This is a genomic window from Jiangella gansuensis DSM 44835, assembly GCF_000515395.1.
Classification (GTDB): domain Bacteria; phylum Actinomycetota; class Actinomycetes; order Jiangellales; family Jiangellaceae; genus Jiangella; species Jiangella gansuensis.
In genome coordinates, this window is record NZ_KI911782.1 from 290,723 (window position 1) to 302,661 (window position 11,939).

11 protein-coding genes are annotated in these 11,939 nt (G+C 71.0%); 7 read left to right on the top strand and 4 right to left on the bottom strand.

The genetic code is table 11. The annotated features are described in order from the left end of the window. Positions 1-168 precede the first annotated feature (168 nt). From JIAGA_RS0101505 to JIAGA_RS0101520, 4 genes are all read left to right on the top strand, one after another. Positions 169-1,905: an IlvD/Edd family dehydratase gene (locus JIAGA_RS0101505; RefSeq protein WP_026874303.1), complete on the top strand. Its 1,737-nt coding sequence runs from the start codon at positions 169-171 to the stop codon at positions 1,903-1,905. A gap of 27 nt (positions 1,906-1,932) precedes the next feature. Further along, positions 1,933-2,856 (top strand): fumarylacetoacetate hydrolase family protein, encoded by a 924-nt coding sequence (locus JIAGA_RS26835; protein ID WP_035811951.1) that lies wholly within the window; start codon positions 1,933-1,935, stop codon positions 2,854-2,856. After that, entirely contained in the window at positions 2,853-3,854 is a 1,002-nt protein-coding gene (locus JIAGA_RS0101515) for a LacI family DNA-binding transcriptional regulator (protein ID WP_026874304.1), read from the top strand. The genes JIAGA_RS26835 and JIAGA_RS0101515 overlap by 4 nt, the downstream gene beginning before the upstream one ends. A 104-nt stretch (positions 3,855-3,958) precedes the next feature. Next, positions 3,959-5,287: an FAD-binding oxidoreductase gene (locus JIAGA_RS0101520; RefSeq protein WP_084469392.1), complete on the top strand. Its 1,329-nt coding sequence runs from the start codon at positions 3,959-3,961 to the stop codon at positions 5,285-5,287. Position 5,288: 1 nt separating this feature from the next. On the opposite strand, the gene JIAGA_RS0101525 is transcribed toward JIAGA_RS0101520, so the two are convergent. The 3 genes from JIAGA_RS0101525 to JIAGA_RS0101535 are packed head-to-tail and all read right to left on the bottom strand — an operon-like array spanning position 5,289 to position 6,891. Then, positions 5,289-6,269: an o-succinylbenzoate synthase gene (locus tag JIAGA_RS0101525; RefSeq protein WP_035811953.1), complete on the bottom strand. Its 981-nt coding sequence runs from the start codon at positions 6,267-6,269 to the stop codon at positions 5,289-5,291. A 2-nt stretch (positions 6,270-6,271) separates the two neighbouring features. Next, positions 6,272-6,694: a PIN domain-containing protein gene (locus tag JIAGA_RS0101530; protein ID WP_026874307.1), complete on the bottom strand. Its 423-nt coding sequence runs from the start codon at positions 6,692-6,694 to the stop codon at positions 6,272-6,274. Further along, complete coding sequence (locus JIAGA_RS0101535; RefSeq protein WP_026874308.1) at positions 6,685-6,891, bottom strand: type II toxin-antitoxin system VapB family antitoxin; 207 nt, start codon at positions 6,889-6,891, stop codon at positions 6,685-6,687. Before JIAGA_RS0101535 ends, JIAGA_RS0101530 begins: the two co-directional genes overlap by 10 nt. Positions 6,892-7,002: 111 nt before the next feature. On the opposite strand from JIAGA_RS0101535, the gene JIAGA_RS0101540 reads away from it, so the two are divergent. Then, complete coding sequence (locus JIAGA_RS0101540) at positions 7,003-8,409, top strand: lipase maturation factor family protein (protein WP_026874309.1); 1,407 nt, start codon at positions 7,003-7,005, stop codon at positions 8,407-8,409. A 79-nt stretch (positions 8,410-8,488) separates the two neighbouring features. Here the strand turns inward: JIAGA_RS0101540 and JIAGA_RS26840 are convergent, their stop codons facing one another. Then, positions 8,489-8,776, bottom strand: a complete 288-nt coding sequence (locus JIAGA_RS26840) for a WhiB family transcriptional regulator (RefSeq protein ID WP_035811956.1) — start codon at positions 8,774-8,776, stop codon at positions 8,489-8,491. A 225-nt stretch (positions 8,777-9,001) separates the two neighbouring features. Here JIAGA_RS26840 and JIAGA_RS26845 point away from each other — a divergent pair, with 225 nt between their 5' ends. Both JIAGA_RS26845 and JIAGA_RS0101555 read left to right on the top strand, forming a co-directional pair. Then, the gene (locus JIAGA_RS26845; RefSeq protein WP_084469393.1) at positions 9,002-11,407 is read left to right on the top strand and encodes a penicillin-binding protein; all 2,406 of its coding nucleotides are present in this window, start codon (positions 9,002-9,004) and stop codon (positions 11,405-11,407) included. A gap of 104 nt (positions 11,408-11,511) precedes the next feature. Continuing rightward, on the top strand, positions 11,512-11,937 hold the full coding sequence (locus JIAGA_RS0101555) for a hypothetical protein (RefSeq protein ID WP_026874310.1): 426 nt from the start codon (positions 11,512-11,514) through the stop codon (positions 11,935-11,937). Positions 11,938-11,939 lie beyond the last annotated feature (2 nt).

Below are 11,939 nucleotides of genomic sequence, written 5' to 3' on the forward strand. Positions count from 1 at the left end.
CGGGCCGAAATGTTTCGACGGTGTTTCGCACACCCTATGGCTGCATCGAGCCGCCCCGCAAGGGTCAACAGCTGGCCAATTCCGGTCACTGCGGTCGCCGTTGACAGGACGGTCACCGCGTCACTACGGTGACGGCTCCGAAACTTTCGGTCCGGCGAGAGGTGACGCGTGGCCATCAGCGACGAGGTACGCAGGAGCCAGGCCTGGTTCGGCGCCGTCGCCGGCCGTTCCGGCATGATCTACCGGTCCTGGCTGCGCAATCAGGGGTATGGCGCGGAGGTCTTCGACGGGCGGCCGGTCATCGGCATCGCCTCCACCTGGTCCGAGCTGGCTCCCTGCAACGCACACCTGAACCGGGTGGCCGAGTCGGTGAAGCGCGGGGTGTGGCAGGCCGGCGGTTTCCCGCTGGAGTTCCCGGTCATGGCCACCGGCGAGACGCTGATGCGCCCGACCGCCATGCTCTACCGCAATCTGCTGGCCATGCAGGCCGAGGAGCTCATCCGGGCGAATCCGCTGGACGGGGTCGTGCTGCTGTCCGGCTGCGACAAGACCACGCCGGGGCTGCTCATGGGCGCGGCCAGCGTGGATCTGCCGGCCATCATGGTCACCGGCGGGCCGATGCTCAACGGCAAGTTCCGCGGCGAGGACGTCGGCTCCGGCACCCATGTCTGGAAGTTCGAGGAGGACCTCAAGGCCGGCCGGATGACCCAGGAGGAGTGCTTCGTCGCCGAGGGCTGCATGGCCCGGTCCAACGGCCACTGCATGACCATGGGCACCGCCTCGACGATGGCCTGCATGGCCGAGGCGCTGGGCATGCAGCTTCCCGGCTCCGCCACCTGGCCGGCCGTCGACGCACGCCGGTTCGAGGTGGCGCAGCAGGCCGGGCGGCGCATCGTCGCCATGGTCGACGAGGACCTGCGGCCCAGCGCCGTCATGACCCGGGCGGCGTTCGAGAACGCGATCCGCGCCAATGCCGCCATCGGCGGGTCCACGAACGCGATCGTGCACCTGACCGCGCTGGCCGGGCGGCTCGGCGTCGAGCTCGGCCTCGACGACTTCGACGAGCTGGCCCGGCCGGTACCTACCATCGTCGACCTGATGCCGTCGGGTCGGTTCCTGATGGAGGACTTCTGCTACGCGGGCGGGCTGCCGGTGGTGCTGCGCGAACTCGCCGAGGCGGGGCTGCTCGACGGCGACGCGCACACCGTCACCGGGCAGAGCATCGGCGCGAACGTCGCCGCCGCAGAGTGCTGGAACCGCGAGGTCATCCGGCCGCTGGCCGAACCGCTGCAGGAGGCCGGCACCGGCACCGCGGTGCTGCGCGGCAACCTGGCACCGGGCGGCGCCGTCATCAAACAGTCGGCCGCCTCGCCGGGGCTGCTGACGCACACCGGCCGGGCCGTCGTGTTCGACACACCCGAGGACTACCACGCCGTCTGCGACGACCCCGACCTCGACATCGCCGCCGACGACGTCATCGTCATCCGCGGTGCCGGCCCGCGCGGCTATCCGGGCATGCCCGAGGTCGCCAACGTCCCCATCCCCACGAAGCTGCTGCGCGCGGGCGTCACCGACATGGTGCGCATCTGCGACGGCCGGATGAGCGGCACCGGCTACGGGACGGTCGTGCTGCACGTGACGCCGGAGGCTGCGGTCGGCGGCCCGCTGGCGTTCGTCCGCACCGGCGACACCGTGACGCTCGACGTGCCGGCCCGCTCGCTCACCGTCGACGTGCCCGACGACGAGCTGGAACGCCGGCGTGCGGCGTGGAAGCCACCGGAACCGGCGCACGCCTCCGGTTACGGCTGGCTGTACACCCAGCACGTGCTGCAGGCCGACCAGGGCGCGGACTTCGACTTCCTGGTGGGTGCCCGGGGCGCGGCGGTCCCGCGCGAGTCACACTGAAGCTCCCCACGACGGACGGAGATCACCGTGCTGCTGGTCAGGTTCGCCACCCCCGACACCGCGACAGCCCGTATCGGCGTACTGGACGCAGGCACCGTCACCGAGCTCGACGGTGTCGGCTCGCTCGCCGAACTGTGGCGGCTGCCGATGGCCGAGCTGCGGGCGAAGGTCGAGGCGCCGAGTGGACCCGCCGTCGATGTCCACCAGGTAGCGCTGCTGCCGCCCGTCGACGGCGGCACCGAGGTGTGGGCGTGCGGCGTCACGTACAAGGTCTCGGAGGAGGCCCGCATCGAGGAGAGTGAGCGCGCCGCCTCCGTCTACGAGCTGGTGTACGACGCCGAACGGCCCGAACTGTTCTTCAAGTCCGTGGCGTGGCGGGTGGTCGGCGACGGCGAGCCCATCGCCGTCCGGGCCGACTCCCGCATCGACGTGCCCGAGCCGGAGGTCGCCGTCGTCGTCAACGCGCACGGCGAGATCGTCGGCTACACGGTGTGCAACGACGTCTCGTCACGGACCATCGAGGGCGAGAACCCGCTCTACCTGCCGCAGGCCAAGTCGTATCTCGGCGCCTGCGCCGTCGGCCCCGGCATCCGGCCGGCCTGGGAGGTAGCCGACTCGTACGCCCTCACCGTGTCCATGACCATCAGCCGCGACGGCGCCACCGAGTGGGAGGGGACCGCCGGAACCCACCAGTTGCGCCGCCGTTTCGACGAGCTGGCGTCGTTCCTCACCCGGGCCGACGCGCACCCCGACGGCGCCGTGCTGTCCACCGGTACCTGCCTGGTGCCGGCCGCGCCCTGGACGCTCACCACCGGTCACGTCGTGTGCATCGAGGTCAGCGACGTCGGCGCGCTGACCAACCCGGTGGTGGAGGGGCTCGACGCGATGACGTGGCTGGTCGACGCCCGCGACGACGTCCGGCTCCGGGCCGCGGCCGCGTCACGGACATGACCACCCGGGTCACCATCGCCGACATCGCCCGCGAGGCCGGCGTATCGGAGGCGACGGTCAGCAAGGTGCTGAACGGCCGTCACGAGGTCGCGCCGGCCACCCGGTCGCGGGTGCAGGGCCTGCTGGAGGCCCGCGGCTACGAGCGGCGCGGCATGCGGCTCGAACGCCCGGCGGCCGGGCTCGTCGACCTCGTCACCTCCGAGCTCAACACCCCGTGGGCGATGGAGGTGCTGCAGGGCGCGGAGCAGGAGGCCCGCCGGGCCGGCGCGGCCGTCGTCGTCACCGCCACCGAGGGCCGCGACGACGACAGCTGGCTCGAACGGGTCACCGCCCGCCGCACCGACGGCGTCCTGCTCGCGCTCTCGCCGCTGGCACCGGCGGCGGCCCGCAGACTGACCGCAGCCGGGACCCCGTTCGTGCTGGTCGACCCGGTCGGCGGGTTCGACCCCTCGGTCCCCACCATCGGGGTCACCAACTGGGCCGGCGGGCTGGCGGCCACCGAACACCTCATCGGGCTCGGGCACCGGCGCGTCAGCGTCATCACCGGCCCGCCGGACCTCGTCTGCAGCCAGCAACGCCTCGACGGGTACCGGGCCGCGCTCGGCCGGGCCGGCATCGCCGTCGACGACACCCTGATCCGGTACGGCGACTTCCGTGCCGACGGCGGCGCCCGAGAAGTGGCCGCCCTGCTCGACCTGCCCGAACCGCCCACCGCCGTGTTCGCCGGGTCGGACCTGCAGGCCACCGGCGTCTACGCGGAGGCGCACCGGCGCGGGCTGCGCATCCCCGACCAGCTCAGCGTCGTCGGCTTCGACGACGTCGCCCTCTGCGAGTGGGTGTCGCCGGCACTGACCACCGTGCGCCAGCCCCTCACGGAGATGGCCCGTATCGCCATCCGCACCGTCCTGGACCGTCCCGGCACCGGCCAGCCGCTGCGCATCGAGCTGGCCACCACGCTCGTGACCAGGGAAAGCACGGCGGCACCGGCCCGGTCCTGAAATTCTTGGAAGAAATCTCCCGCTCGATGTCGAGGGCCCGGCCGCGGCGCCGACGTACCCGGTGAGAGCTCGCCCACCGGGGCGGCCGCGAGAGGGAGACCACGATGACCATCACTGCCGTTGCGGACCAGCGTTCCGCGGCCCGCGAGCTGCGCCCCGTCGTCGACGGTGCCGTCCACCTGCCCGGTGAGCCCGGTTACGACGAGCACCGCCGTCCGCTGATGCCGACCCTGGACCCGCGGCCCGCCCTGGTGGTGGAGGCCGTGACGCCCGCCGACGTCCAGGCGGCCGTCCGGGCCGCCCGCGAGCACGACCTGCCGTTCTCGGTCCAGGCGACCGGCCACGGCACCTACGTGCCGAACGACGGCGGCCTGCTGCTCAAGACCACCGCGATGAACACCGTGCGGATCGACCCGCACCTGCGGATCGCCAAGGTCCGGCCCGGCGCGGTCTGGGGCGACGTGCTCGCCGCCGCGGCGCCGTACGGGCTAGCTCCGCTGTCCGGCTCGTCCGCCACCGTCGGCGTGACCGGATACACCCTGGGCGGCGGCATGGGCTGGCTGGCCCGTCGGTACGGCTTCGCTGCCGACAGCGTGCTGAGCGCCGAGGTCGTCACCCCCGATGGGCGGCGCGTCATCGCCGACTCGCACTACAACACCGACCTGTTCTGGGCGCTGCGCGGTGGCGGCGGGAACTTCGGCGTCGTCACGTCGCTGACGTTCCGGCTCTACCCGGTGGCGCAGGTGTACGGCGGCATCTCGTGGTTCCCCGCCGACCGGGCCGCGTCCGTGCTGCGCACGTACCGCGACTGGGCCGGTTCGGCCCCGGACGAGCTGAGCACCGCCGTCGTCCTGAGCCGCATCCCCGACGCCCCGAGCATCCCGGAACCGCTGCGCGGCTGGCGTGCCGTCGGGATCAAGGCCATGTACACCGGCGACGCCGAGACCGCCGAGGGGCTGCTGCGCCCGTTGCGGGACGCCGCCGGCCCGGCACTCGTCGACGGCTACCGGACGATGGCCTACGCCGACGCTGCCATGGGCGGCACCCCGGCCCGCTTCTTCGACTTCTTCCCGGAGCTCGGCGACGAGGTCGTGGACACCCTGGTGCACGCCGCCGACCGCCCGGGTGGCATCGGCCCCACGGTCGAGATCCGGCACTGGGCCGGCGCCACCGGCCGTCCCGGCCCCGGAGCCGGCCCGGTCAGCCACCGCGGCGTGTCGTTCAGTGTCATCGTCGACCAGCCGGAACTGTCCGTCACCGACCGGCTGCGCCCGCACGGCATCGGCGGGTCGTTCCGCAACTTCCTGGCCGACACGAGCCGGACGGCAACCGCCTACACCGCCGCCGACTGGGCCCGGCTGCGCGAGGTGAAGCGCTCCTACGACCCCCACAACGTCTTCCACCTCGGCCACGACATCCCGCCCGCCGCGTGAGCTACAGCGCGGCGACGGCGCGGACGCGGTCGAGCCGCTCCCGCCACCAGGCGACGCGGTCCGGGTCGCGCTGCCGGAACGCGTCCAGCCGGTCCGGATCCGGCGCCGGAACCGACCCCGTCGCCGGCACCGGGAGCCACCCGTCGACCGGCCGGAGCGCAGCGCCGTCCGCGACCACGTCGCCGTCCAGGAGAGACAGCGTCCCGAGCCCGCAGGCGAAGTCCAGCTCCGGCAGCGCACCGGCCAGGGCCAGCTGCGCGGCCAGACCGACACTGGTCTCCAGCGCCGACGACACGACGCACGGCAGCCCGGCCGCGGCGGCGACGTCCAGCGACCGGCGCACGCCGCCCAGCGGTGTGCACTTGATGACGGCGACGTCGGCGGCTCGGGCCACCGCAACCCGTAACGGGTCCTCCGCCCGGCGGATCGACTCGTCGGCGGCGATCCGGACGTCCACCGTGCGGCGCACCGCGGCGAGCTCGTCGACGGTCCCGCAGGGCTGCTCGACGTACTCCAGGCCGCCTGCCGCCCGGTCGAGCCGCCGGATGTGCGCGATGGCGGTGTCGACGTCCCAGACAGCGTTCGCGTCGACCCGGACCGCACCGGCCGGACCGAGAGCGGCGCGCACCGCCTCGACCCGCGCCAGGTCCTCCGCCAGTGAGCCGGGGTGGTCGGCGACCTTGACCTTCGCCGTCGTGCACCCGGACTCCGCGACGATGCGATGCGCGTGCTCGGGCCCGACGGCCGGCACGGTGCAGTTGACCGGGACGCGGTCGCGGACCGGCTCCGGCCAGCCGGTGGTGCACTGCTCGACCGCGGTGGCCAGCCACCCGGCCGCCTCGGCGTCGTCGTAGTCGTCGAACGGGCAGAAGTCGCCCCACCCGGCCGGACCCTCGATCAGCATGCCCTCGCGGACGGTGATGCCCCGGAACCGGGTGCGCATCGGGATCGCATAGACGACCGCCCCGGCGTAGTCGGGCATGGTCAGTCAACCGAGCCCGCGGGCACGACCCACTCGGTGGCTTGACCGGTGACACCTGCGATCAGGTCGTAATCGGCGTCGTAGTGGACGACGACGGCGTCGTGCACGTGGGCGCACGCCGCGACGATGAGATCGGCGAGCGAGATGCCGCGATGTTGGCTCACCGCGGCCATACTCCGCTGTGTGTCCAGGGCATGGGACAGGACCTCGGGTGTTATCGGCAGCTCGCTGTAGGCGCTGATCAGCGCTGACCGCCGTGCTTCGTAGTCGCTGGGCGATGTCGAGCTCCGGAGCACCTCCAAGTCGGTGATGGCGCACCGGTAGAGCGGTCGCCCGGCGCCGAGGTCGTCGACACGCTGGAGGACCGCGGGTTTCGCGAGCCGGTGGATCACCGAGGTGTCGAACAGGTAACCGCTCAGTGCCACGCCTGTTCCGCCTCCGCGTCCAGCTCCGCAGGCGTCTTCCCGGTCGCAGCGATGAGTTCGCCGAGGCGACGGCGCGCTTGTTTGGCCGTGGTGGACCGCAGCGCAGCCTCCACCGTCTCGCGCTTGGTCTTGGTGCCTAGAACCTGTGCGGCCTCGGCCAGCAGGTCTTCGTCGATGTCGATCTGCGTCTTCGTCATGGAGACCCTCCGGAAGGTATCGTCCTGAGTATATCTCGCAGTGGATATCTGCCAGCCGATGTCTGCGCGCTGGGGCGTTTATGCGGGTCGCCGCTGGACACCGTACGTTTGATGGACTGGATCTGGGTCGAGGGCTACTGGCTCAGCCGGCTGGTGTTCCAGCGGGCACTGGCCCTCGTGTACCTGATGGCGTTCCTCAGCGCCGCGAACCAGTTCCGGGCGCTCATCGGCGAACACGGACTCCTGCCGGTGCCGAGATACCTGGCCCGCACGTCGTTCCGGCGTTCGCCGAGCCTGTTCCACCTGCACTACTCCGACCGCTTCTTCGCGGCCGTCGCCTGGACCGGCGTCGCCGTGTCGGCGGCGCTGCTGGCCGGGATCGGTGACGGCCTCCCGCTGCCGGCACACATCGCCGTGTGGGCGCTGCTGTGGGCGATGTACCTGTCGATCGTGCACGTCGGACAGGTCTGGTACGGCTTCGGCTGGGAGTCGCTGCTGTGCGAGGTCGGCTTCCTGGCGATCTTCCTCGGCCCGGCGGACGTCGCGCCGCCGCTGCTGGTGCTGCTGGCCCTGTGGTGGGTGCTGTTCCGGCTGGAGTTCGGCGCCGGGCTGATCAAGCTGCGCGGCGACCGGTGCTGGCGCGACCTGACCTGCCTGTACTACCACCACGAGACCCAGCCGATGCCCAACCCGTTGAGCCGGACCTTTCACCACCTGCCGCGCTGGATGCACCGCGTCGAGGTGGCGGCCAACCACGTGACCCAGCTCGTGGTGCCGTTCCTGCTCTTCGTGCCGCAGCCGGTACGGGGCGCGGCCGCCGTCGTCGTCATCGTGACGCAGGGCTGGTTGATGCTCAGCGGCAACTTCGCCTGGCTCAACGCCGTCACCATCGTGATCGCGACGACGGCGGTCGGCGACCGGCTGTGGGGGGTGGTGCTGCCGGTGTCGCCGCCGGGCGAGCTGGATCGGCCAGGCTGGTTCCTGGTGCTGACGGTGCTGCTGGCGGTGGCGATCGTGGTGCTCAGCTACTGGCCGGTGCGCAACCTCCTGTCGCGCGGGCAGCTCATGAACTACAGCTTCAACCCGCTGCAACTGGTCAACGCGTACGGGGCGTTCGGCAGCATCACCCGTATCCGGCACGAAATCGTCGTCGAGGGCACCGCCGATCCCGAACCCGGCCCCGGCAGCGAATGGCGCGAGTACGAGTTCAAGGGCAAACCCGGTGACGTGCACCGGCGCCCGCGGCAGGTGGCGCCCTACCATCTGCGCCTGGACTGGCTGATGTGGTTCGCCGCGCTGTCGCCCGGTTACGGCCAGCCGTGGTTCCCGCTGCTGATGAGCCGGCTGCAGGCGGGCGACCGGACGGTGCTGAAGCTGCTGCGCCACAACCCGTTTCCGGACGCGCCGCCGGCGCACGTGCGCGCCCGGCTGTACCGCTACCGGTTCACCGACCGGTCGGAACGACGCGAAACGGGCGCCTGGTGGCACCGCACCCTCGTCGGCGACTACCCCTGGTGATCCATGATCAACGCGGCTGGGTCCACACGTGCCGGTGCCCCGGACCGCGCGGGTCCGGGGCACAGTGCGTGGTGAAGGGTCAGCCGGCTTGTGCCGCGTACTCGTCCCGGGCCGCTTCGAGCAGGCCGCGCCACGAGTCGACCTCGGGCCGCCGGCGCAGCAGCGCCCGCCGCTCGCGCTCGGTCATGCCACCCCAGATGCCGAACTCGGTCCGGTTGTCCAAGGCGTCCGCAAGGCACTCGGTGCGGACCGGGCAGCCCAGGCACACCGCCTTCGCGCGGTTCTGCGCGGCCCCTTGGACGAAGAGCTCGTCAGGCTCACTGGCGCGGCACGCCGCCAAGCTGGTCCAGTCATCGATCCACGTCATCCGGCTGTCACCCCCGTCAACTTGGTGAACACACCAAAAACCCTCTCTAGTTCACCCCGATGACGTGACGCTATGCAAAGCCGTGGGTCATGACCAGACCCTAATTGACCGAAACCAATATCAACCGGTCGGCCGATGGCGGGCTGACCGCGAGATCTGGTACATGTATGCGGCCCAGGTCCGTCAGTTACGGATAGTCTGCCACGACCACGTAAGCTGCCCCTCATGGCGTTACGTCCCTCCGCCGTCGTAGCCACGGTTCGTCGCATCCTCCTCGTGGCCGGCGTCGCCGCTCTCTGCGGTGTCCTGCTGGCCGGACTCGCTCTGCCCGTCGTTGCCGGCCTCGGACTGACCGCTCGCGAAGGGGCGGACACGTTCGCCGAGATGCCCGCCGACTTGGAGCCCGGGCCGATGGCCCAGACGTCGACCATGGTCGATGCCAATGGCGAGCCGCTGGCCACGTTCTTCGACGAGAACCGCGTCTACGTCACGCTGGACCAGATCGCGCCGGTCATGCTGGACGCGATCCTCGCCATCGAGGACGACCGCTTCTACGAGCGCGGCCCCATCGACATCCAGGGCACCCTGCGCGCCTTCATGCAGAACGTCGACGCCGGCGAGACTCAGGGTGGTGGCTCCACGCTCACCCAGCAGTACGTGAAGCAGGTGCGCATCTCCCAGGCCACCACCGAGGAGGAACTGGCCGAGGTCCAGGCCAGTAGCGGCACCGCGGGTTACCGACGCAAGCTCGACGAACTGCGAATGGCCGTGCAGATCGAGCAGGAGTTCAGCAAGGACGAGATCCTCGAGCGCTACCTCAATATCGCGTTCTTCGGTAACCGCGCCTACGGCATCGAAGCGGCCGCCCGGGCGTACTTCAACACGACCGCCGCCCAGCTGACGCTGCCGCAGGCAGCCATGCTCGCCGGCCTGGTCCAGCAGCCCATCCGGTACGACCCCACCAACGATGCCGAGGCCGCGCTCGGGCGCCGCAACGTCGTGCTGAACCGGATGGCCGCCACCGGTCGCGTCACCGAGGCCGAGGCCGCCGAGGCCCGTCAGCTCGAGCTGGGCCTCAACCTCGCGCCGACGTCGAACGGCTGCGTCAATGCGTGGGCCGGCTACTTCTGCGACTACGTGGTCAACGAGATCAGGACGCTCGAGGAACTGGGTGGGACACCGGACGAGCGGGAAGCCATGCTGCTGCAGGGTGGCCTGCGCATCGAGACCACCGTCAGCCGGCCCGCGCAGGAGGCCGCCGACGCTGCCGTGGCCGACATGATCGACCCCACCGACGAGCCCATCGGGTCGCTGGCAACCGTCCAGCCGAACAACGGCTACATCCGGGCCATGGCCAACTCCCGCACGTACGGCGTCGAGGGCGAGGGCGTCAGCAACATCAACTACGCCGTCGACCAGTCCATGGGCGGCGGCCGGGGTATCCAGTCCGGCTCGACGTTCAAGGCCTTCGTGCTGGCGGCTGCCATCAACCAGGGCATCGGCCTGAACCACTCGCTCAACTCGCCGCCGCGGATCAGCCTGCCGGTGAACTCGTTCACGACGTGTGACGGCCGGATCCGCAGCACGGAGACATGGTCGCCGCGCAACTCCACCGGTTCCGGGCGGTACAACCTGGTGTCCGCCACCGAGGACTCCGTCAACACCTACTTCGCACAGCTCGAGCGCGAGACCGGCATCTGCGAGCCGGCCACCATCGCGCAGAGCGCCGGCGTCATGCGAGCCGACCTCGACCCGGACGGCAACGTGCAGCCGCTGCAGCAGGTGCCGTCGTTCGTGCTCGGCGCCAACGAGGTCTCGCCGCTGGCCATGGCCGGTGCGTACGCCATGTTCGCCAACCGCGGCGCGTACTGCCCGCCCACGTCGATCGCACGCATCACCGACTCGGCCGGCAACGTGCTGGTCGACCACACCCAGCCGGCCTGCGAGCAGGTCCTGGACCCGGCGGTCGCCGACGGAGTCAACGCGGTGTTGCAGAGCGTCGTCGACAACGGCACCGGTCGCAGGATGCGGCTCGACGACGGTCGCCCGGCCGCAGGCAAGACCGGTACCACGAACGACTCCATCGCCGTGTGGTTCGTCGGCTACACGCCGCAGTTGGCCACCGCGGTGGCCGTCGCCGATGTGGACGGCACCCAGGAGGACCTGGAAAGCCATCGGCTCAAGGGTGAGCGCATCCGGGATGCCTGCGGTGGCTGCCTTGCAGGGCCGATCTGGAAGTCGATGATGGACGGCGCTCTCGCGGGCGCCCCGGAGGAGTCGTTCACCGCGCCCGACCCGAGCACCATCCGCGGCGTCTCCGCCACCGTTCCCGACGTGCGCGGTCTGGACACCGACGCCGCCATCGCGGCGCTGGAGGGGGAGGGTTTCACCTCGTCCGTCGCCGGCCAGGTGCGCTCTGACTTATCCGAGGGCCTCGTGGTGCGCACCGACCCGGCCGCCGGGGCGGAGGTTGCTTCGGGTTCCAACATCGGCCTGTACGTCAGCAACGGCCAGCCGGAAGAGGACGAGGACGAAGACGAGCCCACCGACAACTTCACCATCGCGCCACCCACCGTTCCGCCCACCTTCGATCCTGACGGCGACGAGGAAGAAAACGACGGCTGGCGCTGAGGTCCGACCGACGGCTGCGCGGCGCTGTTCAGGCGGCGTGCGAACCAGAGGGAAACGGAGTCATCGCCATTGCTAGCAAGAGGTGGAGGCGCCTCCGGAGGACGTTGGTCGGCGCGCTGATCGGTATGGCCGCGCTGGCCATCGCAGCCGTCCTCCTCGTGTGGTGGCAGTGGCAGCAGGCCGAGCAGAAGGTGCTGGAGGAGCAGGTCACGCAGGCCGAGACGATCCGCGGCCTGCTGGAGCGGTCACGCGCTGCCGGACGGCTCGAGGAAGCCGACGTCGAAGCGATCGTGCGCCGGGCCGAGGGTGGCGAGCTCTATTCGATGACGGAGCGGGCGGACGACATCTACATCGTCGCCCGAGTGGGGGCGCATGGCCGGCCGGCTTTCGGCGTGCCTGGTCTGGACTATGCCTGTTTCGGGTTCAACGTCCCAGTGTTCTCCGCTCCGGTGACCATCGAGCGGCTGTCGCCCGAAGAGGGCTACGGCTGGCCGGACGAGTGTCGCAGCGGCGAACCTGTCGTCGAGTGAGC

Coding starts and splice junctions, on each gene's coding strand:
- JIAGA_RS0101520 (WP_084469392.1), top strand. CDS start 3,959: ATGACCATCACTGCCGTTGCGGACCAGCGTTCCGCGGCCCGCGAGCTG.
- JIAGA_RS26840 (WP_035811956.1), bottom strand. CDS start 8,776: ATGACGTGGATCGATGACTGGACCAGCTTGGCGGCGTGCCGCGCCAGT.
- JIAGA_RS26845 (WP_084469393.1), top strand. CDS start 9,002: ATGGCGTTACGTCCCTCCGCCGTCGTAGCCACGGTTCGTCGCATCCTC.
- JIAGA_RS0101525 (WP_035811953.1), bottom strand. CDS start 6,269: ATGCCCGACTACGCCGGGGCGGTCGTCTATGCGATCCCGATGCGCACC.
- JIAGA_RS0101515 (WP_026874304.1), top strand. CDS start 2,853: ATGACCACCCGGGTCACCATCGCCGACATCGCCCGCGAGGCCGGCGTA.
- JIAGA_RS0101535 (WP_026874308.1), bottom strand. CDS start 6,891: ATGACGAAGACGCAGATCGACATCGACGAAGACCTGCTGGCCGAGGCC.
- JIAGA_RS0101540 (WP_026874309.1), top strand. CDS start 7,003: ATGGACTGGATCTGGGTCGAGGGCTACTGGCTCAGCCGGCTGGTGTTC.